Here is a 21,973-nt window from a genome sequence, read left to right on the forward strand (position 1 = left end):
ACACCAATTTTATAGGCTGATTCCGTCATTAGAACCCCTTAAAACAAGAAATAATAGCAAAGTGAAAAAGTGACGTTACGAAGAGGGAAATAACATTGTTTCACCAAAAGTATTTTCATCCGTCTAGTAGTCTGCCAAGCAGGGAATATTTATGAGTGCCGCATCTAAAGACACGGGGGAGGCCAAAAAGGGTTTTGCCTCTATAGTTGAAAGGATTAAAGCTGATCCTAAAATACCGTTAATGATTGCGGCGGCTGCGGCTGTTTCAATTATTGTCGCCCTTCTCCTCTGGCTACGCAGCCCTGACTACCGTGTACTTCTTAGCAATTTAAGTGCTAAAGATGGTGGCGATATTGTTGGCCAGCTAACTCAGATGAATGTGCCATATCAAATTACTGATAATGGTAGCGCTATTTTAGTTCCTGCAGATAAAGTGCATGAATTACGTTTAAAGCTCGCTCAATCAGGTTTACCTAAAGGTGGCAATACTGGTTTTGAATTATTAGATAAAGAACAATTCGGTATCAGCCAATTTAGTGAGCAAATCAATTACCAACGTGCATTAGAGGGTGAACTCTCTCGTACTATTGAGTCCCTAAGCCCAGTACAAAGTGCTCGGGTGCATTTAGCAATTCCTAAACCCACCTTATTTGTGCGTGAGCAAAAGCTACCAACGGCTTCTGTGACGGTCGGTTTACTACCGGGAAGAATGCTTGATGAAGGGCAAATCAGCGCCATTGTCCATATGGTATCAAGTAGCGTAACAGGCCTAACCGCGAGTAATGTCATTATTGTTGACCAAACGGGTCGCTTACTCACCAATAACGATAATAGCCAGCAATCGGCAAACAGCGCACAAATCAAAATGACTAAAGAGATGGAGTCTCATCTCAAACAGCGCATTGAAGATATTCTGTCACCGTTAGTCGGTCGTGCCAATATTCATGCCCAAGTCACCGCACAAATGGATTTCTCGAAAGTCGAACAAACTTCAGAGGAATATAAGCCTAACCAAACGCCAGATAGTGCGGCTATTCGTTCCCGCCAAAACAGCCAAAGTATGCAAAATAACAATGGCGGAACCGGTGGAGTGCCAGGTGCGCTGTCAAATCAACCCGTTAGTGCACCAAGTGCACCTATTGAAACCAATAAAGACAATAAAGATGGCGCTCAAACGGCGAATAACCGTAATAGTATCTCGAACTCGCAAAGCGATGAAACCACAAATTACGAGGTAGATCGCAAAATTAGTCACACTCAACGGCAAATTGGTGTCGTCGATAGGCTCTCGGTCGCAGTTATTGTCAATTACCATTCACAAGATGGTGAAAATGGCCCAGAAATGAAGCCATTGCCACCAGAGATGCTGCAACAAATTGAAGCATTGACACGCGAAGCAATGGGCTTTTCCACTGCACGTGGGGATTCTCTCAACATTACTAATTCATTGTTTACCAATGAGGCTCCGGTTGAAGAAGCACCTTCGTTACTTGAAAGCCCACAATTTATTGCTCAGTTACTGGATTACGGAAAAATACTGCTTATTGCCATTATTGCTTGGTTTATGTGGCGTTTCGGTATCAAACCTCAATGGGTTAAATACCGTAAAGCACAACAAGCCCAAGCTGAAGCCGAGGTTTTTGTTGCCACACAACTGAAAACTCCGCTCGTGGTTGATGAAGCGATTGATGAAGAAATGGATGAGCAAACACGCCGTCGCCTGACTCGTCAACGTGTTAGTGCTGAGATCCAAAGCCAACGTATCCGTGAAATGGCAGAAAAAGACCCACAAATCGTGGCAATGGTTATCCGTCAGTGGTTAGGAAAATCCCAATGAGTTTAAGTGGAACAGAAAAAAGTGCCGTGATGTTAATGACGCTCGGTGAAGACCAGGCTGCGGAAGTATTTAAGCACCTGAATCCTAAAGAAGTTCAGCAATTGAGTATGGCAGTGTCAAACATGCGCCAAATCTCAAATAATGAATTGGCAGAAGTATTAACTGAATTTGAAGAGTCAGCGATTCAATTCGCGGCTCTCAATATCAACACGAATGACTATCTGCGTTCTGTATTGGTGAAAGCACTTGGCGAAGAACGCGCCGCAAGCTTACTTGAGGACATCTTTGAAAAACAAGAAACCACGTCAGGGATCGAAAGCCTCAACTATATGGAACCCCAAACCGTTGCCGATATTATCCGTGATGAACATCCGCAAATTATCGCGACTATTTTGGTTCACTTAAAACGCAATCTTGCAGCGGATGTCCTCGAATTATTCGAAGAGCGCCAACGCAACGATATTATGCTACGTATCGCCACCTTTGGTGGTGTCCAACCTGCTGCATTGGCGGAATTGACCGAAGTATTGAACAACTTACTGGATGGCCAAAACCTCAAACGCAGCAAAATGGGTGGCGTGAGAACTGCGGCAGAAATCATCAACCTGATGAAAAGCCAGCAAGAAGAAAGCGTTATCGATGCAATGCGTGATTACGATGGTGAGCTTGCTCAACGTATTATTGACGAAATGTTCCTATTCGAAAACCTTATCGAGGTGGACAACCGCAGCATTCAACGTATTTTGCAGGATGTTTCGACAGACTCGCTGGTTATTGCCCTCAAAGGCAGCAACCAAGCACTACGCGACCACTTCCTCAACAATATGGCCGCTCGCGCTGCAGAAATCGTGCGCGACGATTTGGAATCACGTTCTCCTGTGCGTATGTCTCAAGTGGAAAACGAACAAAAAGCCATTTTGCTTATCGTTCGTCGTTTAGTCGAAAAAGGCGAAATCGCGATAGGTGGTGGAGACGACGTCTATGTCTAAGTCAACAATTCCAAATGACCAATGGCAGCCTTGGCAGCTTCGTGAGCTTAATCAATGGGATCTCAACTCAGGCATTCCTGCATTAAGTGATGTTCCTGAGCCTGACGCGCCAAAAGTCCCGTGCCTTGAACCAAAAGAAGTGTTAGAGCAAATTAATTTGCTCGATAACATCAAGGAAGATGCACAGCGGACGGGTTACCAACAAGGGCATGAAAAAGGCCAGCAAGAAGGTTACCAAGCTGGTTTTGAGCAAGGCTTACGAGCTGGAGAAGAACAAGGGCGTGAGCAGGCACTTGCTTTGCAACAACCTGTGATTGAAACATGGCAAAAACTGCTGTCTGAATTCAATTATTCTCTCGATACCTTTGATACGGTGGTGACCACTAAACTGTTGCAGATAGCGTTGACTGCGGCTAAGCAAGTTTTAGGTCAATCCACCGTTTGTGATGGCACTGCATTGTTGGAGGAAATCAGCCAGTTACTCCAACAAAAACCAATTTTTGCTGGGCAACCTGAGCTGCACGTCAACCCAAATCATTTTGAATTAATCGAGCAGCATCTCGGTTCCCTACTCAACTTGAATGGCTGGCGCTTAGTGGCTGACCCTAAACTGCATATTGGTGGTTGCCGAGTCGTCGCAGAAGACGGTGAAATTGATATGACTGTGGCGACACGCTGGCAAGAATTGTGTCGTTTATATGCACCGGAGAGCTTTTCATGACGGCACGATTGGGACGCTGGATTGCTTCGTTGGACGATTTAGAATCGCGGATGAAAGGGATCCCGATGGTGCGTCGTTATGGCCGCCTCACAAAAATCACTGGCTTAGTGATGGAAGCTGAAGGCATTAAAATGCCTTTGGGGGCAACCTGCTTTATTGAACGCTCAATTAATGGCGGCTCAGATGAAGTGGTGTGTGAAGTCGTCGGCTTTAACGGCCCAAGAATGTTATTGATGCCATTAGCCGACCTCGAGGGGATCGCCCCGGGTGCCCGTGTTTATGCACAATCAACCGGTGATGACGGGCAAACTAGCCGCTTACTCCCTATTGGTAATGAATTATTAGGCAGAGTACTTGATGCCCAAGGTAATCCATTAGATGGAAAAGGCCCCTTAGAGGTAAAAACACGCGCGCCATTAATTACCCCACCAATTAACCCATTAGAACGAACGCCTATTAGTAATGTATTGGATGTCGGTGTTCGTGCAATCAATGCATTATTAACCGTCGGTCGCGGCCAACGTATGGGGCTATTTGCTGGCTCTGGTGTGGGTAAAAGCGTATTACTTGGCATGATGGCACGCTTTACACAAGCCGATATTATCGTAGTCGGGTTGATTGGTGAACGTGGTCGTGAAGTCAAAGATTTTATTGAAAATATCTTAGGGGCTGATGGCTTAAAACGTGCCGTTGTCGTTGCAGCGCCAGCCGATGTGTCTCCTCTATTGCGCATGCAAGGCGCCTCTTATGCCACTCGTATCGCTGAGTATTTTCGCGATAAAGGTTTAAGTGTGCTGTTGATTATGGATTCACTCACTCGCTACAGCATGGCACAACGGGAAATTGCGTTAGCCGTGGGTGAACCACCAGCAACGAAAGGCTATCCACCTTCTGTATTTGCCAAATTACCAGCATTAGTTGAGCGTGCAGGGAATGGGAAAAATGGTGGGTCAATTACCGCTTTTTATACCGTTTTAACGGAAGGGGATGACCAACAAGACCCAATTGCTGACTCGGCTCGCGCCATTTTGGATGGCCATATTGTACTTTCACGTTCACTGGCAGAGTCAGGGCACTACCCTGCAATAGATATCGAGGCATCTATCAGCCGTGCCATGACCGAGCTCATTCCTAAAGAGCATTACCGAAAAATTCAACGTTTCAAGCAGTTAACGTCTAGTTACCAACGCAACCGAGATTTAATTAACGTCGGTGCGTACGCCATGGGCAGTGACCCCATGTTGGATACGGCAATTCAATATTACCCACGTATGTCGAAGTTTTTGCAACAAGATATTGATGAGCGATGTGATTATCAAACCGCATGCGAACAGTTGACACAAGTGGTTCCCAACGAATAACGAGGGGATAAATGGCCAAAAATAATGCCTTAACAACATTACTCACCTTAGCTGTTGAAGCCTCGGAAGAAGCAGCAAAAGTGTTAGCTCAAGTGCGCCAAACCCACACCCAAATGGCGCAGCAACTAAATATGTTGGAAAACTACCAATCCGAATATCGTCAAAAACTCAACCAAACCTTGCATACGGGTATGGAATCGGATAAGTGGCAGAATTATCAGCAATTTTTGGTCACATTGGAACTGACCATTGAACAACAGCAGCAACAACTGAATTTATGGGAGCAACGCGTTAACGAAGCTAACCGCCATTGGCAAGAAAAACAACAGCGTGTCAACGCGTTCGATACGTTAATTCAACGTGCTGAACATACTGAATACCAACGTCAAAACCGCTTAGAACAAAAGCAAATGGATGAATTTGCTCAACGAGCGACTTTACGGAGACCTCAATAAATGGACATCAACGCCCTGAATGTGCCAACCGCATCATCGACTAAAAATGGCAATATACAACAAAATGAATCGCGCGCTGATGAAAATCAAGCCCCTGCACTCCCCTTTCAAGCCATGCTTGATAACCAGCAACCGATTGAAAAACAAAATGTCACTAATCAACCGATCAATGAAGAAGCACTTAACAAAGGCATTGTTGATAACAAACTGGCAATAGCGAGTAAAGAAACGATTGAACAAACCAAGGTTGGGCAAAAAACGGCTGAAAATGCCATTGAGCAACTGAACTTTAGCCGTAACTTGCGTGCTGATAGCGTGCAAACTGCACTTAACACTGAGTTATTAACAGGCAAAGATGCTAACGAGCAAGCGTGGTTAAATAGCCTAAAACAGTCATTAACTGGCCAAGTACAAGCAACGGCAAATACAACTATTAAAACAGAAGCACACTCGGTTTTAGGCGCATTTACCCAAAAAATGCAGCACCTAACGGATAATGCAGATGGCATCATTAATGAAGATGATGGCAAACATCTGGAAGGTTCACAGCAACAAATCGCAGGCGAAGAAGATGGCCCAGAACTTGGGGTATTTATTAAGAATGAAAAAGAAGAACGTCGTGACCAGCCTCTTTTTCCCTTTGATAACCCACGAGATATACGCAGTAAAAATTTAACTGCTGATTTCATGCCATTGAATAAAAAAGTGAGTGATAAAGACCCAGTATTAAACCTACAAAATGTTTCAAGTGAAGCCCTGAACCAAACCGCGAAAGGCGCATTTACACTACAAACTGAGACTGGTGCTTTTACCACCACATCCTCACAGCATACAACGACCGCGCCAGTTAACATGATGCCAACGACATCAACAGCCCAAGCGGCAACCATAAATGCGCCAACGGCTGCTCCAACCATGCATTTAGCCAGCCAATTAGGTAGCGAAGCGTGGCAGCAGCAATTAAGCCAACATATGTTATTTTTCTCTCGCCAAGGAATATCTCAGGCACAAATTCGCTTGCACCCTGAAGAGTTAGGATCACTAAATGTGCATTTACGCATCGAAGATAACCAAGCAGTAATGCATTTTGTCTCTCCACATAGTCATGTACGTGCTGCCATGGAATCCATGATGCCAGTGCTACGCAGTGCGCTACAAGAAAGTGGTATTCATCTTGCTCAAGGCTCTGTTGGCCAAGATAACTTGAACCAGCAATCCGATAGCTCGCAGCAAAATGCGCACCAAAACGATGGCCAAATTCAAGCGACACATCCATCCGTTGGTGCTGTTGGTATCAGCGAAGCAAATGCCACTGTTTCACCTAAAAATGTAGCATCAAGACAAGGTGGCATTAACACTTTTGCATAAAAAACAAACGAATCGCGGTAATTTCCTAGCTAAAGCGCCGAGTTACCGCCTTTTTGTTTCGTTTTTCACTCCTTTAACTCTTGGCAACCAAGCCATAATGCTAGAGATCATAACGTAAAAACCCATTTGGGTTTAGCATCCAAGAAACAGGAATTCAGCTAAATGTCGTCGAGCAAAAAATCAAAAAGTTCCAACAAAGGGTTGCTTATTCTATTTGCCCTTCTTGCCCTTGCTGGCGCAGGGTTTGGGGGTTATACCTGGTGGACGACACAACAAGGCACGCAAACGGCGAGTGAGGAAGAAAAGCGCCCGAACATGCCACAACCCATTTTTATGGAGTTAGAGCCATTTACCGTCAATTTGGCAGGTGCAGCCGATGCACCTGATCGTGTGCTTTATATCCATGTGACTTTGCGACTTGCGAACGAAAAATCGCGCAAACAACTTCATGAATACCTCCCTGAAGTGCGTAGCCGTTTGTTACTGCTACTTTCAGAGCAAAAAGCAAAAAATATTGAGACGCATGAAGGTAAGTTGCAGTTAATGAAAGATATCAAGCAAACACTCACCCCTACCCTGATCCCAGGTGATACCGATCAGGATATTTCTGATGTGTTATTTACTACTTTTATTCTGCGGTAATATTCATGAGCGATAATATTTTATCTCAGGCCGAAATTGATGCGCTGCTTAATGATGATGCACCATCAAGCAGTACGCCTGTGCCAGAGACTCAAGGGAAAGATAATGTTCGCCCTTACGACCCGAATACTCAACGTCGAGTTATTAGGGAGCGAATGCAGTCTCTCGAAATCATTAATGAACGTTTTGCTCGCCAGTTCCGTATGGGTTTGTTCAATATGTTACGTCGCAGCCCAGATATTACGGTGGGCGGTATTAAAATTGAACCTTACCATGAGTTTGCGCGTAATTTACCCGTACCGACTAACTTAAACTTAATCCATATGCCGCCTTTACGAGGCACGGCACTGTTTACCTTTGAGCCCGCATTAGTTTACATCGCTGTCGACAATCTATTTGGTGGAGACGGCCGCTTTCCTGTACGGCAAGAAGGTAAAGAGTTTACCAATACTGAACAACGCATTATCAATCGCATGCTCAAGTTAGCTTTAGGGGCTTATCGCGATGCTTGGAAGCCAATCGCTGATATTGAAGTGGAATATGTACGTTCTGAAATCCAAGTCAAATTCACTAATATCACCACCTCCCCTAATGACATTGTCGTTACCACACCGTTTTTAGTGGAGATAGGCAATACCGTTGGTGAATTCAGTATTTGTATTCCGATCGCCATGATTGAGCCATTACGTGAACGTTTAATAAACCCACCAATGGAACAAGGCCACCAAGAAAATGAAACTTGGGTCACCAACCTTGTCACCCAAGTGAAACGTTCTGAACTTGAATTGGTTGCCAACTTTGTTGACATTCCAATGCGAATTTCTCGCTTACTGCAACTGCAAAAAGGGGATGTGATCCCAATTGAGAAACCTGACCGCCTCATCGTTAATGTTGATGGCGTTCCCGTATTAACCAGTCAATACGGTACTCAAAATGGCCAGTATGCATTGCGTGTAGAACATTTGATTAACCCTGTATTAAACACTCTAGATGAGGAAAGTACCAATGAGTGAGGCGAAGAACTCTCCTGATGCATCAACCAATCACGACAGTGAAGACCTGTGGGCTGAAGCGCTGGAACAGCAAAAAAAAGCGGAATCCGCCTCAGCTGGTGCACAGGCTTTCGACAACTTTGATGGACAAAACCCGCTAAATCAACTGTCTGATATCGATATGATCATGGACATTCCTGTCCGTCTTTCAGTTGAATTGGGTCGCACTAAAATGACCATTAAAAAACTACTGAGCTTATCCCAAGGTTCTGTAGTTTCTCTGGATGGCTTAGCGGGTGAGCCACTGGATATTCTGATCAATGGCTATTTAATTGCGCAGGGAGAAGTGGTCGTGGTTTCAGACAATTACGGTATTCGTATTACTGACATCATTACGCCTTCCGAACGTATGCGCCGTTTAAGTCGTTAATTAACCACGTGAGTCGCTGATAATGGCAATACCCAATCAAACTGAGCAGGCACCGATATCTGTGCCTTTTTTATCAACAACCGTTTCCTCCGGTGAACCTAATACTCCTGCTATTGACCACAATGATAGCTTAACGCAGATATCGGGGGCTTTAGGGGGGATCATTTTATTGATACTAGCAGGTGCTTGGTTGGTGAAAAAATTAGGATTTGCTCCCCAAAAAATGGGCAAGGAGCAAATCGTAAAAGTCAAAAGCCGTTGCTCATTAGGTAATAAAGAACGCGTTGTGGTTATTGAGGTGAATAATGAGTGTTTGGTATTAGGTGTTACGACACAAAATATCAGCCTCTTACACCAATACCCGGCTGCACCTGAAGTCACTGAGACATTGCCAACTGAACCGCTCACCTTTCAGTCTTTATTAAAGAAAAAACAAGAGGCTGCAAAATGTGCGGCTTCAGTTACACTTATGCATAAGTAATCGGAAGGGCTCATGTTACCTCTAAAATCTTTACTCACGATTACTACCCTCTTGTTTTTATTGCCAAACTCCGCTTCTGCGGCACTACCAGCCATTATTAGCCATTCAATGGCTGATGGCGGACAAACTTGGTCTTTACCTGTTCAAACGCTTTTATTTTTGACCTTATTAGGCTTTATTCCCGCCTTATTATTAATGATGACCAGTTTTACCCGCATCATTATTGTTTTAGGTTTATTGCGTAACGCACTCGGAACGCCCTCCGCTCCACCGAACCAAGTCTTATTGGGTTTAGCACTGTTTTTGACCTTTTTTGTGATGTCACCCGTTGCCGACCAAGTGTATCGTGAAGCCTACCAGCCTTTTAGCGAAGACAAAATTAGCCTCGAAACCGCTTTAGAGAAAGGGACAGCACCGTTAAGAACCTTTATGTTAGGGCAAACACGCGAATCCGACTTAGCCCTATTCGCAAGAATAGCCAAGGTAGGTGAAATTCAAGAAGCGAAAGATGTTCCATTACGTATTTTAGTCCCAGCCTTTATTACCAGCGAACTAAAAACCGCATTCCAAATTGGTTTTACTATTTTTATTCCATTTTTAATCATCGACTTAGTCGTTGCCAGTGTCTTAATGGCATTAGGGATGATGATGGTTCCCCCCGCAACAGTTTCCTTGCCATTCAAATTAATGTTGTTTGTATTAGTTGATGGTTGGCAACTATTGCTTGGCTCATTATCGCAAAGCTTTTTTAATTAGGATTATTTTACTCGGAGTAGTTATGACACCTGAATCAGTAATGGCGATGGGAACTGAAGCGATGAAAATTGCGCTGATGCTAGCTGCCCCTTTGTTATTAGCCGCTTTAGCGGCGGGTTTAATTATCAGCTTACTGCAAGCCGCCACGCAAGTGAATGAAATGACACTGTCTTTTATCCCTAAAATTTTGTCGGTTATTTCTGTGATTATTATTGCAGGGCCTTGGATGCTGAATCTGCTTACCGACTATATGCGGTCATTGCTTAGCAACTTACCGTTTATTATTGGTTAACAATGCTAACCATTACCAGTGAAACGCTCACATTGTGGCTCAGCCAAGGTTTCTACCCTTTCATACGCCTTTTGGCGCTGCTTGGTACAGCGCCCTTTTTTAATGAAAAACAGGCAATTACCAAAGTTCGCGTTGCATTGGCTTTTTTTGTTGTGTTGATTGTTTCCCCACAACTTCCTGTCGTGAATATTCCTCTATTTTCTGCTATGGGGTTATGGGTCATCGTGCAGCAAATGGTGATTGGTATTGCAATGGGGCTAACAATGCAAATGGCATTTGCTGCCGTGCGTCATGCGGGGGAAGTGATTGGTTTGCAAATGGGGTTATCTTTCGCCACCTTTTTTGACCCAACTGGCGGGCCCAATATGCCAATTTTAGGTCGCATATTTAACGTAATTACTATTTTATTGTTTCTCGCTTTCGATGGGCACTTGTGGCTTATTTATATTGTAGTCAATTCATTTGAACTGCTCCCAATTCAAACCGCACCATTAAATCGCGATGGTTTTTGGGTATTTGTCCAATTTGCTAACACCATATTTATTAATGGGTTAATGTTGGCTTTACCGTTTATCACCTTATTTTTAATTCTAAACCTTGCTTTGGGTATTCTAAACCGCATGACCCCGCAGCTATCGGTGTTTGTGGTCGGTTTTCCTTTAACGCTTACCATTGGAATTAGTATGTTAGGGCTGATTATTTCTATCCTCCCGCGCTATACCGAGCGTTTGGTCCACCAAGCTTTCGAGCAGTTATCGTTGATGTTTAATTTGTTTGTTTGAGTATCGATACTTAATCAATTAATTAGTTAGTAAAACCATTTGGTAACTCTAATTATTAAGGTAAATCTATAAAAGCTTATTTCTAATTCAAAATTCATTGTTTACTCCTAATTTTAAGTATTAAAACCCATTATTTTTTTCAGGCGATAAATTAAAGAAAGAGAGCCGCCTATATGGCGGTAACGATACCCATTATTTATTTCATTTCTAAGCTATCAAAACAAGTGATAGTTACGAATACATCTAACACTAAATTTAACTTAGGTAAAAGATGGTAAAATCACGTAAAAACGACCTTGAGGTCATATTTTTTCAATTTAATCATGTAAAAACGCCCCGTGTAGTAGAGCCCCTTCACTGCTATTTATGTTATTTAACCAAATTTCTAAGCTGGCAATGCAGTAATTACGACAAAAATAAATAATCTTAAAGGGCAATTATTGGGTTTTTAATTCCACATGCAGCAGCATACTTTACAATGCTTTTAATGCTCGCATTATTCACATTACTCTCCAACCTTGTGATAGTTGATGGATTAACTCCTATAATTTCAGCTATTTGAACTTTCGTTAACCCAGCAGACTCTCTCCACTCCTTAAGCATAGCCTGCAATTTTTCAGTTCTTATTTCTTCTTCATAAGCAGCTTGGTATTCTGGATCTTTCATCCATTCATCATGTAGCTCTTTATGTGTTTTCATCGTTTAATAGCTCCAATAAACGTTTTCTCGCTAAATAAAACTCAGACTTTGGGGTTCTTTGTGACTTTTTGATAAAGATCCTGAGCATAAAAATTGTTTTATCTTTGTGGTAAACCCATAACCCCCTAGCTATTTCACTTCCCATAGTTCTTATCTCAAACAATCCATCGCCCAATGATTTAGTATCTGGTTCTCTTAAATAATTAGCTGATAACTCTAATTTTTTAATGAGGCGGTCATATTTCACCTTGATTTTTAAAGGCAGTGCATTTGCTTCTTTTTCAGCCTCAGAATGATATTTTACAGTATACATATACCCTCATCATAATTTGCACTGTAATGCAAATTGCTTTTTAGTGCAAATCACATTCCATTGTATCGTCTGTACTACATACCGACTGCAGTAAATAGATCAGTTTCTCTGTACTGCCTGTACGGCAGTGAACCAACAGATGCGCTAGGGGCTAACAGTTTAACATTTCTAAGCCGCCTATGTGGCGGTGAACGGTCAAAACGATTATTTTTGCTTGATTCTGACTTTCTAAGCCGCCTGTGTGGCGGTGAACTATTTGTTGATATAACCGTCAATCACTTTGATTTTCTAAGCCGCCTGTGTGGCGGTGAACGAGATGCTAAAGCACACATTCCTAGGCTACGATTTCTAAGCCGCCTGTGTGGCGGTGAACTACTTATTATCTGGGGAATGGCAAAAGGTGAGTTTCTAAGCCGCCTGTGTGGCGGTGAACAATCCCTATCTCGACCCCATTGGAGTACTCACTTTCTAAGCCGCCTGTGTGGCGGTGAACGCGACTGCGCTGGCTGCTGGCCATAATATTTCTTTCTAAGCCGCCTGTGTGGCGGTGAACATGAATGGAAAGAGCTTTACGATGCTGGTGAATTTCTAAGCCGCCTGTGTGGCGGTGAACTCGCAACGATTCTATGTCTAGACCACTAAAAGTTTCTAAGCCGCCTGTGTGGCGGTGAACGATGCACTTTAAAATAAAAATAAGTGATAACAATCAATTAAGGGTATTTATTGGAAAATACCCTTTTATTTATTGGTAGTTATAACCTACTGATTTACTGACTAATTTTAAAAGAGCAAAAAGCAAAGGTCAAAAATGGGGAACCGTTGCTAAACAAACTGAGCCACTAGTTGCTTGACTAAGACCATAACAACTAAACACCCCAATTTGCTTTTGTGTAGCTTCTATCCTTTCTATAAACAAAGGAAAAGGCCGGCTTTCGACTTGCTTATTTCTGGCATGTAAACTTTCAACCCAAATAAATGGCAAACGATTGTTCGCTTTTGGCTTACTCTCAGACAATGTTTTCAAACACTGTTCCAATGGTTGCCCTGATTTTTCAAACCACAATCGTGCTTTTTGCTGCATATCGGCTTCAATTCGGCTCAGCCCTTTTACATGCTTTCGAATATAACTGACTTGAACATGCTGCTCTGGTACTGCCTGAATCGATTTAATATGAGCGTAATCCATTAACCGCGCTAACCACTTTTGCAAATTTAACTGCTCAAGTTCACCTTGTGTTGTGGCATGCAAACGAATTTTTCTACCTAAGCGAAAACCCACGCTACCGTATTCAGGAAAGGCAACTGCAATCGCACTGTGCCCCTGAGACGTTTTATTATCCGCCAGCGCAATATGAATTTGCTGGTAAACCTTTTGCCAGAGAAAATCCAATGGGACGGTTGAGTCCGGCAATAAAGTGACCTCCTGATAATAATTCATAGCCCACCTTATTTGTCACTTTCGCCAAATACACCGCCGCGAACTAAAACCGCCATCACATAGTGTTCATCTTCAATACACGATAGCTTTTCACCTCTCGCCCATTTATCAAAATGGGTATAAAAATCTTGTTTATCTTTTGGTGTACGATAGGCCGTTCCGAGGTTAGTGACCGCACCATAAGGTTCAATCGCGATAGCGCCTGCACCACCTTCAGTACCATACGCAGGGTACCATGTATCAATAGAACGCAAAGCATTACCAATTTTTTGCGAATGCATCGCGGCGTGCCCATTCACATGGTACAAAATTTTGCTTTTATCTCCTTTGCCTTTATCCATCACCAGTTCTTCACTTGGATACACTTCTTGAGCTTTACCTAGTTGTGAATATGTAGTGATTTCCAGTAATAATGCGCCTTGAGGCTGCGCTAAAGCCGCCGCAATTTTTTCAGCCAATTGGTTGATTTTTTCATCTTTAGCATCAAATTGATGAATGCTATATTGTGTGGCATCAAACACCCATTCCAGTGGCTGCCCTTTGTTGAGTACTTTGACAACTACCTCGATTTGTTCAGCCCCCACACGGTTGCGCCATAAAAAACGCCCATTCGCGATATTTTGGGCGTAACGGCGAGCTAACTCCTGAAAACCTTGTTGTTCGATATATTCTTTTGCCGCTTGGGTATAACTTTGCTTGAATAATGCATTATTACAAGCCGATGGCGTTTCCACACCGCCAAGAATTTTCAAGGTAAATTGATGCACTAAGGTGTCTTGTTCAGTCCCTAACGCACAAGCATCTACTGTTTGTAAATTCGCTTTTTCCACCTCGGAGTTTAATTTTAACGGGTCATTTTTTACAGCGCCTTTTAAGCGATTTGAGATAGTGCCTCTTACCGATTTTTCTTGTAACGATAATGGCGCAAATTGCGATTTATTATCCCAGCAAGTGCCATAGAAATAACCGTCCGATGGAACCAGTTTTTTTTCAAATGCTAAAACCGATGCAACATCATTATTCTTCGCCATTAGTTACTCTCCACTCGAAATAAAGTTAGCTGCCACTTGTTGGCATAAATACAGGTTTTGGGACTCAACAAAATTAAATTCCCATAAAATTTCATGAATGTTATTCACGCGATTTGCTAATACAAACTCCCCTAACGTGACTACGCTTTCGGCAAACCGATGTGGCACTTCTGAGTCTCGCTGGTTTTTTGCTTGCCCTAACGGGGAAATACCTTGATATCCAGTTGCTACTGGAACAATCCAGCCTGCCGTTTTACGTTGCGCTTGCCATTCAAATGACGCCTTGTTCCCATTTTCCTTTCCCACTTCAACGCAGTTATTTTCTACGACCAGATAACCCAGCAAGGCATCCATGGCATCTTGCCCTTCTTCCATGGCTTCAATCATCAGGTCGCGACGTTCAATCAATACGTAACCAGGCATCACACTATTCAATAAGCCTTGCCTATATTTCCCATCCACATCTTCCGATGGCAGAATATATGCAGCGGGTTTACCTAATGACAGAATATCGCCACCAGCCAATTTCATTGTCATTACTAAATCATGGATAATATCTAGTAAGGGGGAATGTTCAGGTAGCCCTTCAATCACATCATTGTTTTTAATGCCATATTTAATCAATAAAGAAACGTCTAAATGGCAACGAGCCTCTTCGATAAATGCGGAGCGCGAGCCATCACTATTTAATGGATTGCCTGTTCCCACAATGGAACTAACATAATCATTAGCTCCACGATAGGTTTGTAAGTCACAGTCATGACTGACCATTGCGATAGAGTCGAGAACAATATCTAGTTCACTCACAACTCGGAGTTTCCGCTCTAGAGCATGCATAAAACCTAACCAGGCCGTCATAGCTGGAAAACCAATGGTATAAGGACTAGAGAGTGCATTCGCATTATGAATGTTTAAATGAGGCAATTTAAGTATATAAGTGGAACTCATCGTAATAGCTCCTTATTGATGGCAATAACGTCCGCAATAGCCGCCAACTCATCATCACCTAGACTAATCGCTTTTTTCCCCAGTACTTTTTTATAATGCCGCATAAATTGCTGGGCAATAAGGAGGATCACCCCCTCTAACCATTCATCTGAGTTATTACGCCCCTGTTGGTCTGGAAATAACCAAACTTGTTGCACTTTGGCGAGTTGGGTCGGTAATTGAGCGCCATTTCGTTCAAACTCACGCCGGATCTCCCACATGGTTAACATAATGTAATCCAGATACTCTTGAATGCGCCTGTCACGATATTCAATAAAACGACTACCACGCTGTTCTTTCGGTAATGAAATTAAGCTATGAAATGCCTCTAACGTATCTTTTACCTGCCAAGGGTTTAGCGTATTTGAGAAGAAATCATGAGTAGGTAAACGCAGTTTTCGTTGAGTAATTTTGGGGGGAAGTGAGGGTAATAAATGGGCTTTACCTGCATTTTGATTATTGAGTACGGAAATATTTTGTGGCTTAGTCCCCCCGTAACCAATGGTAGTAAGACCATAAATTTCTTGATAGCCAATGTCGCTAAATTCCCCTTTACGTTTTAAATCTCGCAGTGCTTTAGTCTGTTCAGAAAATCGAATCGCATCAATGCGTTCGCGTAGTTCAAAAACCAAACCAGAGGGGGTTAATGGGGATAATAAGTGATATTCGCAATCCTCTAACCAAACAGGAAAATAAACTTGTTTGATTTTAGAACTTGTCACTACCGTATTGTCTGTCACAACCATAGCGAGAAAACCATCCCGCATAACGTGATAGCTTTCATCCCCTTGGTTAAGTAACTCTTTTGCTAATGGAGTTTCATCCTTAATATGAGTCAATAATGTTTGGCCATCTTGTAATTCAAGTGTGAGGAATTTATATACATCAAGGGCTGCCGCATTGCCTAATGCATCCGTTTCCACAACAACGTTTCCGGTTCGTAAAAAACCATCATTTTCTTGTTCACAACTAGCAAGTATCGCAGTGACATAACCATTTTTGTTCTTTCGGGAACTTGGGTGGCTAAAGGTGCAAGGGTGAGTAGATAATGATATTTGCCCTGCCCGTTTTGCCGCATTCGGCAACCACTGTGACAATGAAAAAACGACATCACATTCCTGTTGCAATTGCAGCATCTCATCGTCACCCATCGATGCCTTTGCATTTTTTTTAAGCCATCCCTCTTTGCGCTCAGCAAAAAAGGCCCCTATTGCTGGATCTAACATAGTAAATGGTCCTTGTGACTGAAATTTTTACTCGGAAACATTAAATGTGCTGAGTCCCATTTGGTCGTTATAATAAAAATGAATCCCACTTTTTTCATGTGGTGAAAAACTAATTTCGCCATAACGCAGAGAAAGTTGTTCAACTGACTGGTATTCATTTTCACGGCCTTCTAATGATTGCTGATAATCACGTACTAGCCATAACCTCTCTTTTAATTGTTCTGCAAGTGGCTGAAAACCTATCCCATATTCATCATTTTTATTTACCCAACCATTGTCATTATCATATTCACAGAAATGAGGTTCATTTTTTGCTGATAAGATCAGCGACAAACGTATTGTTGGCTCGCTTTTTCTAAATGAAAAAAACTGCTGAGAAAGCGCAGTTAACCCCCAAGCACCGCAGGTATATCCCCAAAGCGTGTTTGGCCTATTTAACGGAGTCTCTACTGTTTGAGAGAACAGACGTGAACGAGTGGCCGTTTTTGGTTTAAGATCGGTAATATCGCCCATCAATCGTTCGATTGATGCATGTTCTAGACAAACTAAATTGGTGGTTTGCTGCTTTTTCCAGTCAGGAATAGGTTGAATTCTAGGGATCGCATCAACGGATTTCAGCAGTTGTTCTTCATCCACCAAGTCACATAAATTATGAGTAGATAGGCGTAAGTTTAAATTGCCATTTTCATAACCAGGCTTACAAAAAACATCCTGAGGTTTTTCTTCGATAAAGCCCTTCCAGTTATATTGCAATAACGCAATATTGGGATGGATAATTTCGCCCTCTCGGTGCCGACGTACTCGCCCTGCCATTTGAATTATTGAGCGATAGGATGACGGTTCGATCACCGCCCAATCAAAATCGTGGTCTCGCCCCACTTCCTCCACAGGCGTTGCCACTAAAATAAAAATAAGGTGTTTAGCTTTATCTTGCAGGTGAACCTGATCGATATGCTTTCGAATTATGGAGTTTTGGAAAGCTTCAGGTTGTTCCCCTGCTTTTTCTTTACGTTTCAATACCGCATCAAGGTGTTTTTCTTGCTCATGACGTAACAACAATACTTGCTGACTATGGTAAGCCATAGCACGAATTTCTATTTCTTCAGGCCATTCATTAGCTAATAAATAATGGGTTAGTGCAACACAAACTGAAATATTGGCAACACGTACTACCCCAAAAGAGACTTGCAATTGAGTTTGCATCTCAGTGCAAGAATGGGCTTGGTGCAACCCGAGAATTCCTTGCTGAATAGATGAAAAATATTGCGTTTGTCGGTCACCTCCCTGCCCTTTTTGCATCGGCAAAATAAATGCTTTTCGACGTGCGACCAATGATTGTAAAACTTTAATACGTTTTTCAATAAATGCATGATGATATTGACGGTAATGTTCAAGCGTTGCAGCGTCATCTCTCGCTGTGATGGTGGCAATTTGGCATGAATGAACACATTTATCTTTTTTCTCGTCATATCGCCCCTCATCCACCCAAATGCAGCCCACTTTCAGTGACTTTTGCTGACTCAGTGCATAAATTCGCCAACCTAATTGGTAAGCTTTGAAATAGAAAAGTGCCAACGTTGGCGGGATAGTAGCAGAAGAGATCATGACCTTTCGACCCAAAGCCCCCGCTAAATAGACTAAACGCCCAATCGCTTTGGGATCATCCCCCGTGAAGTCATCAATCTCATCAATGATTAAGTCAGATGACATTAACCGTAAATAGGGAAGGATATAGCGTCCACCACGGATGGTTTCTGTCGCTCCCATCATGTGGTCAATAGTGCAAGCTAAGATCGGAGCATAGAGCAAAGCTCTATCTTTTGGCCTCGTCAATACCGTTGAAAGTTCTTCCTCCGGTAAACTGCCTTGCCAGTTTAATTCTAGTCCTTCATCATCAAAAAGGCTCTCTTGGGACTCAGAACCCGATCCCGCTAATTGATGCTCTTCTTTGATTAATTTTTGTTCTTCAAGAGGCTCTTGATGCAACTCTAATACCGCTTTGGAGCCAATCAATACGGCAAGGTTGTCATCTTTGACGCCTAACCGGTCACGATATTCATCCCCTGTTTGTAACGTCAATGTACGAAGCCCTAACGCTAGAATAAATCGCAAACTTTGTTTATCTTCCGCTAGCGCTTGCATAATTTTAGCATTGGCGACTGTTTTACCACAGCCAGTACTCGCCATATTAACAACAAAATACCCTTGAACTTTATCTTGCTGTTCTTCTCGATATTGGTAAATGGTGCTAACTGTATCTTCCTGCCAGCTAAATTTACCGGCAGCATTTTTATTGTGCTTAAGTTTGTTAATATCACTTGCCACAGGCGGTTCTGTTGCGAAAAATGGTAAATATTCTGTGACATTTGCCGCAACACTAGCCACATTCACCAAGTGTTCATCGAGCCGTTGCTTGTATTCGGTTTGCCCATGTAAACGCTGCGTATTGGCATATAATGGAATACCTGACTCCCATGTTGAATCAGCTTCTTTTGAGGAATAATTGTGATCCCCTAACATCAAACATAAGCGTGCCTGTTCCACGACTAACCGCCAACAGCCATTCTCTATCGCTTCATTTAACAAAGGGAGCTGGTGTTTAAGGTGCTCTGCCGCCTGACTTAATGTTTGTCGCCATACTTTTGACTCACTCAATAAGCCATATGGGAATTCAAAGCATTGATTAATGCGTTGTGAATATTCATCTTCATTATAGTAATTTTGGTAGCCCCACTGTTTATCCACTGTCTCTAACAGTTTTGCTAACGAATCACAGGCTTTATCTGCATAGAATAAACGTTCTTTATCATTCGCTAAAAACGGTAATCTATGATGAGAAACAATCAACCAAACCAATAACGAGGCCGCATCAGGTAACCCAGATAATGGTAATGCCGCTTGTTGATTTTGTTTAGCCCACTGTTGTAACTGCACTTCATCCCATTGCTGTGTGACTAGCGCATCAAGCCAGCTTTCATCCCGTTGCGGCTCTACTTGGCTTTTTACCAGCGCACTAAATAATAATGATGAAACCCATTCGTGGCGCAGCGGATCCCCTTTAAAAGGGGTTTTAACATGTGGGTTTAATTTATCTTGAAACAGTTGTGAGGCTTTTCCCCAGTCATGGAGCAATGCAGCTAAACGCGTTAATGCATTGATTAACGGCAGATACTTCCAATTATTTTCACGCTCACTACCCAACAACGATTTTTCTGTGCGATTAACCGGGACGTGCCCTTCTGAATTAAATTTATTTCTGTTCCCAACAACCCAAAGTAATTGGCTGCGCGAACGAGAGCGTATCCAGTGGCAACTTACCGCAGTATTACGACTGGCACTACGACGCAACAACTTCTGAACCATTTGCAAACCTTCTTGGGTGATCAAGGTTTGCCATGTGTTATCACCAATTCGGTTAGCAAAAGCATCTAATACTCGTCGAGTTCGTTTTAACGCGTGCTTTTCACATTGGGAAACAAAAGTAACCATCATAGCGGTGTTACCTGTTGCGGGTTTTCCACTGGCGGTAATGCCAATGATTTTACGATATCGAACATAAAATCAAGGGACTGATGGTCAACAAAGGACTGTAATATTTGCTGGCGGAATTCTTGATCGCTGGCACCTTCTTTACCACAAATAAATGCCCATGGTAAAACGATAGCATCTTTAATTAAGTCAGCAATATCAAATACTAAAGCGCCTCTCCGTGTTTTACCGTGCATTACCGCAAAGCCATGGGGGATCCCTAATACCCATAAGCAACTTGCAGCTAATCCATAGGCCAAATAATTGCCATGATTTAAAAAGTCATTCGCTTTGACAGCCGATTGGTGCTGACGAGTAAAATTTTTTTGCCCTGTATTATTCGCAGCATACTTATATAAGGTTTTAGTCAGTTGAGCTTCCGTAAGCAGTAGCTCTTGCGTGTTTTTGGCAGCATCTGTGCGCTGGTGAAAAGTGTTTAACGCCGATTGAATAGTACTGTCGTTATAAATAAACCCTTCATTTTGTAACTCACGAGAACTTTGCCATACTTGTTGTAAGTATTTGATGCGTGACTGTTGTAATTCTTTAGCAGCCGCTAAACGTTTTTCATCATCAAACCAAAAGGATAACCACCCTTGCAGGTATTCCGTTGGTCGATACTCCCCTTGTGGCGTTAACCATTCTACTTCGGTAGACATATACAGCGGTGTACCGCCGCCGCCACAAAAGCCAACTAATACCCCTGCTTGAGATAACATTCTCATTGCTGCTTGAGTAATAGAGGTTCCAGTGCCCAGAAGTAAGACCGTGGTATTTGCGATTGGAATATTAAAATAGAGGTTTTCGTTTTTAGCTTCAGTGAAATAAAGAACACGGCCGTCTTTTTGCATAACTCGGCAATGTTCCAAGTAATACATATTGGCGCGTTTCGAATGTAAAATAGTTTTTAATTCACTTGGTGAAAAATCGTCCATAATAGTTGGATTCTGTCCTTAAATAATAAGATTTTTGAATCAATCTATTAGAATAAGCTTTATCCCACGAAACAAGTCCTTGTTTTCAACCAAAGCCAAATTTGCGAAGGGTTTCACAGAATGACCAGTAAAAAAATACTCACTGATGCTCTTTTTATACCATCCTTGTGACCATAAACCTGATTATCTTTATACATAAAATCGATAGCGCTTTCTAAGCTGCCTATACGGCAGTGAACTCACCGATTTACGGCTATTACCGCTTGCATCTTTTCTAAGCTGCCTATACGGCAGTGAACATATCTGGAAAGGCGTTGGCGCATATAATGCATTTCTAAGCTGCCTATACGGCAGTGAACCACACACTTAATTGACGCATAGAGATTGTGCGTTTCTAAGCTGCCTATACGGCAGTGAACGGTTATATCCTTTGGTTAAATCACATAGGGAATTTCTAAGCTGCCTATACGGCAGTGAACAGGTCGGAAAGTTAGCCAGCCAAGCGGTTTTATTTCTAAGCTGCCTATACGGCAGTGAACGAATGTGGTTTTGCTCGAAACTGAAGACAGTTTTTCTAAGCTGCCTATACGGCAGTGAACAAGTAATACCGCACCAGAAGATAAGGATTGCTTTTCTAAGCTGCCTATACGGCAGTGAACAAGTAATACCGCACCAGAAGATAAGGATTGCTTTTCTAAGCTGCCTATACG

At 42.6% G+C, this 21,973-nt stretch carries 21 protein-coding genes and 2 CRISPR repeat arrays; of the genes, 13 read left to right on the top strand and 8 right to left on the bottom strand.

What is annotated here, in order from left to right; all coding sequences use genetic code 11:
• Positions 1-151: 151 nt before the first annotated feature.
• The 13 genes from fliF to fliR all read left to right on the top strand — a co-directional run bounded on the left by fliF (position 152) and on the right by fliR (position 11,106).
• Positions 152-1,837, top strand: coding sequence for a flagellar basal-body MS-ring/collar protein FliF (gene fliF, locus PR834_RS16210; protein WP_272536781.1), 1,686 nt, complete (start codon positions 152-154; stop codon positions 1,835-1,837).
• Positions 1,834-2,826, top strand: coding sequence for a flagellar motor switch protein FliG (gene fliG / locus PR834_RS16215; RefSeq protein ID WP_004255600.1), 993 nt, complete (start codon positions 1,834-1,836; stop codon positions 2,824-2,826). Before fliF ends, fliG begins: the two co-directional genes overlap by 4 nt.
• Complete coding sequence (gene fliH, locus PR834_RS16220) at positions 2,819-3,547, top strand: flagellar assembly protein FliH (RefSeq protein WP_004255603.1); 729 nt, start codon at positions 2,819-2,821, stop codon at positions 3,545-3,547. Before fliG ends, fliH begins: the two co-directional genes overlap by 8 nt.
• Positions 3,544-4,908: a flagellar protein export ATPase FliI gene (gene fliI / locus PR834_RS16225; RefSeq protein ID WP_094961183.1), complete on the top strand. Its 1,365-nt coding sequence runs from the start codon at positions 3,544-3,546 to the stop codon at positions 4,906-4,908. The genes fliH and fliI overlap by 4 nt, the downstream gene beginning before the upstream one ends.
• An 11-nt stretch (positions 4,909-4,919) precedes the next feature.
• A complete protein-coding gene (gene fliJ / locus PR834_RS16230) occupies positions 4,920-5,363 on the top strand; it encodes a flagellar export protein FliJ (protein ID WP_094961182.1) in 444 nt (147 codons plus the stop codon).
• On the top strand, positions 5,364-6,731 hold the full coding sequence (locus PR834_RS16235) for a flagellar hook-length control protein FliK (RefSeq protein ID WP_272536782.1): 1,368 nt from the start codon (positions 5,364-5,366) through the stop codon (positions 6,729-6,731).
• Between the two features lie 162 nt (positions 6,732-6,893).
• Entirely contained in the window at positions 6,894-7,373 is a 480-nt protein-coding gene (gene fliL, locus PR834_RS16240; RefSeq protein WP_094961180.1) for a flagellar basal body-associated protein FliL, read from the top strand.
• Between the two features lie 5 nt (positions 7,374-7,378).
• The gene (gene fliM, locus PR834_RS16245) at positions 7,379-8,386 is read left to right on the top strand and encodes a flagellar motor switch protein FliM (protein ID WP_094961179.1); all 1,008 of its coding nucleotides are present in this window, start codon (positions 7,379-7,381) and stop codon (positions 8,384-8,386) included.
• The gene (gene fliN, locus PR834_RS16250; RefSeq protein ID WP_004255621.1) at positions 8,379-8,795 is read left to right on the top strand and encodes a flagellar motor switch protein FliN; all 417 of its coding nucleotides are present in this window, start codon (positions 8,379-8,381) and stop codon (positions 8,793-8,795) included. The genes fliM and fliN overlap by 8 nt, the downstream gene beginning before the upstream one ends.
• 22 nt (positions 8,796-8,817) lie before the next feature.
• Entirely contained in the window at positions 8,818-9,276 is a 459-nt protein-coding gene (fliO, locus tag PR834_RS16255) for a flagellar biosynthetic protein FliO (RefSeq protein WP_172412225.1), read from the top strand.
• Positions 9,277-9,288: 12 nt separating this feature from the next.
• Entirely contained in the window at positions 9,289-10,032 is a 744-nt protein-coding gene (fliP, locus tag PR834_RS16260) for a flagellar type III secretion system pore protein FliP (protein WP_094961178.1), read from the top strand.
• A gap of 22 nt (positions 10,033-10,054) precedes the next feature.
• Positions 10,055-10,324 (top strand): flagellar biosynthesis protein FliQ, encoded by a 270-nt coding sequence (fliQ, locus tag PR834_RS16265; protein ID WP_004255630.1) that lies wholly within the window; start codon positions 10,055-10,057, stop codon positions 10,322-10,324.
• Between the two features lie 2 nt (positions 10,325-10,326).
• A complete protein-coding gene (gene fliR / locus PR834_RS16270; protein ID WP_140170708.1) occupies positions 10,327-11,106 on the top strand; it encodes a flagellar biosynthetic protein FliR in 780 nt (259 codons plus the stop codon).
• A gap of 426 nt (positions 11,107-11,532) precedes the next feature.
• Here the strand turns inward: fliR and PR834_RS16275 are convergent, their stop codons facing one another.
• The 8 genes from PR834_RS16275 to cas1f all read right to left on the bottom strand — a co-directional run bounded on the left by PR834_RS16275 (position 11,533) and on the right by cas1f (position 21,263).
• On the bottom strand, positions 11,533-11,805 hold the full coding sequence (locus PR834_RS16275) for a helix-turn-helix domain-containing protein (RefSeq protein WP_096864723.1): 273 nt from the start codon (positions 11,803-11,805) through the stop codon (positions 11,533-11,535).
• The gene (locus PR834_RS16280; RefSeq protein ID WP_096864722.1) at positions 11,792-12,118 is read right to left on the bottom strand and encodes a type II toxin-antitoxin system RelE/ParE family toxin; all 327 of its coding nucleotides are present in this window, start codon (positions 12,116-12,118) and stop codon (positions 11,792-11,794) included. Before PR834_RS16280 ends, PR834_RS16275 begins: the two co-directional genes overlap by 14 nt.
• 165 nt (positions 12,119-12,283) lie before the next feature.
• A CRISPR array of direct repeats spans positions 12,284-12,791; the repeat unit is 28 nt; unit sequence TTTCTAAGCCGCCTGTGTGGCGGTGAAC.
• 129 nt (positions 12,792-12,920) lie between these two features.
• Complete coding sequence (gene cas6f / locus PR834_RS16285; RefSeq protein ID WP_272536783.1) at positions 12,921-13,556, bottom strand: type I-F CRISPR-associated endoribonuclease Cas6/Csy4; 636 nt, start codon at positions 13,554-13,556, stop codon at positions 12,921-12,923.
• Between the two features lie 8 nt (positions 13,557-13,564).
• Positions 13,565-14,587, bottom strand: coding sequence for a type I-F CRISPR-associated protein Csy3 (gene csy3, locus PR834_RS16290; RefSeq protein ID WP_196725236.1), 1,023 nt, complete (start codon positions 14,585-14,587; stop codon positions 13,565-13,567).
• A gap of 3 nt (positions 14,588-14,590) precedes the next feature.
• The gene (csy2, locus tag PR834_RS16295) at positions 14,591-15,535 is read right to left on the bottom strand and encodes a type I-F CRISPR-associated protein Csy2 (protein WP_196725235.1); all 945 of its coding nucleotides are present in this window, start codon (positions 15,533-15,535) and stop codon (positions 14,591-14,593) included.
• Complete coding sequence (gene csy1 / locus PR834_RS16300; RefSeq protein ID WP_272536784.1) at positions 15,532-16,800, bottom strand: type I-F CRISPR-associated protein Csy1; 1,269 nt, start codon at positions 16,798-16,800, stop codon at positions 15,532-15,534. The genes csy2 and csy1 overlap by 4 nt, the downstream gene beginning before the upstream one ends.
• 27 nt (positions 16,801-16,827) lie before the next feature.
• Positions 16,828-20,292 carry a type I-F CRISPR-associated helicase Cas3f gene (cas3f, locus tag PR834_RS16305; protein ID WP_272536785.1) on the bottom strand — a complete coding sequence of 1,155 codons (3,465 nt, stop codon included), beginning with the start codon at positions 20,290-20,292 and terminating at the stop codon, positions 16,828-16,830.
• The gene (gene cas1f / locus PR834_RS16310) at positions 20,289-21,263 is read right to left on the bottom strand and encodes a type I-F CRISPR-associated endonuclease Cas1f (RefSeq protein WP_196725233.1); all 975 of its coding nucleotides are present in this window, start codon (positions 21,261-21,263) and stop codon (positions 20,289-20,291) included. Before cas1f ends, cas3f begins: the two co-directional genes overlap by 4 nt.
• A gap of 211 nt (positions 21,264-21,474) precedes the next feature.
• Positions 21,475-21,922: direct repeats of the CRISPR family, unit length 28 nt; unit sequence TTTCTAAGCTGCCTATACGGCAGTGAAC.
• Positions 21,923-21,973 lie beyond the last annotated feature (51 nt).

The sequence above is a fragment of the Providencia sp. PROV182 genome (assembly GCF_028480325.1).
GTDB lineage: Bacteria > Pseudomonadota > Gammaproteobacteria > Enterobacterales > Enterobacteriaceae > Providencia > Providencia hangzhouensis.

Bases quoted from the DNA above. Each gene is read 5' to 3' on its own strand.
- cas3f (WP_272536785.1), bottom strand. From the start codon at position 20,292: ATGATGGTTACTTTTGTTTCCCAATGTGAAAAGCACGCGTTAAAACGA.
- fliQ (WP_004255630.1), top strand. From the start codon at position 10,055: ATGACACCTGAATCAGTAATGGCGATGGGAACTGAAGCGATGAAAATT.
- csy1 (WP_272536784.1), bottom strand. From the start codon at position 16,800: ATGTTAGATCCAGCAATAGGGGCCTTTTTTGCTGAGCGCAAAGAGGGA.
- PR834_RS16235 (WP_272536782.1), top strand. From the start codon at position 5,364: ATGGACATCAACGCCCTGAATGTGCCAACCGCATCATCGACTAAAAAT.
- fliR (WP_140170708.1), top strand. From the start codon at position 10,327: ATGCTAACCATTACCAGTGAAACGCTCACATTGTGGCTCAGCCAAGGT.
- fliN (WP_004255621.1), top strand. From the start codon at position 8,379: ATGAGTGAGGCGAAGAACTCTCCTGATGCATCAACCAATCACGACAGT.
- fliP (WP_094961178.1), top strand. From the start codon at position 9,289: ATGTTACCTCTAAAATCTTTACTCACGATTACTACCCTCTTGTTTTTA.
- fliI (WP_094961183.1), top strand. From the start codon at position 3,544: ATGACGGCACGATTGGGACGCTGGATTGCTTCGTTGGACGATTTAGAA.
- csy3 (WP_196725236.1), bottom strand. From the start codon at position 14,587: ATGGCGAAGAATAATGATGTTGCATCGGTTTTAGCATTTGAAAAAAAA.
- cas1f (WP_196725233.1), bottom strand. From the start codon at position 21,263: ATGGACGATTTTTCACCAAGTGAATTAAAAACTATTTTACATTCGAAA.
- PR834_RS16275 (WP_096864723.1), bottom strand. From the start codon at position 11,805: ATGAAAACACATAAAGAGCTACATGATGAATGGATGAAAGATCCAGAA.
- cas6f (WP_272536783.1), bottom strand. From the start codon at position 13,556: ATGAATTATTATCAGGAGGTCACTTTATTGCCGGACTCAACCGTCCCA.
- fliJ (WP_094961182.1), top strand. From the start codon at position 4,920: ATGGCCAAAAATAATGCCTTAACAACATTACTCACCTTAGCTGTTGAA.
- PR834_RS16280 (WP_096864722.1), bottom strand. From the start codon at position 12,118: ATGTATACTGTAAAATATCATTCTGAGGCTGAAAAAGAAGCAAATGCA.
- fliH (WP_004255603.1), top strand. From the start codon at position 2,819: ATGTCTAAGTCAACAATTCCAAATGACCAATGGCAGCCTTGGCAGCTT.
- fliL (WP_094961180.1), top strand. From the start codon at position 6,894: ATGTCGTCGAGCAAAAAATCAAAAAGTTCCAACAAAGGGTTGCTTATT.
- fliO (WP_172412225.1), top strand. From the start codon at position 8,818: ATGGCAATACCCAATCAAACTGAGCAGGCACCGATATCTGTGCCTTTT.
- fliG (WP_004255600.1), top strand. From the start codon at position 1,834: ATGAGTTTAAGTGGAACAGAAAAAAGTGCCGTGATGTTAATGACGCTC.
- fliM (WP_094961179.1), top strand. From the start codon at position 7,379: ATGAGCGATAATATTTTATCTCAGGCCGAAATTGATGCGCTGCTTAAT.
- csy2 (WP_196725235.1), bottom strand. From the start codon at position 15,535: ATGAGTTCCACTTATATACTTAAATTGCCTCATTTAAACATTCATAAT.
- fliF (WP_272536781.1), top strand. From the start codon at position 152: ATGAGTGCCGCATCTAAAGACACGGGGGAGGCCAAAAAGGGTTTTGCC.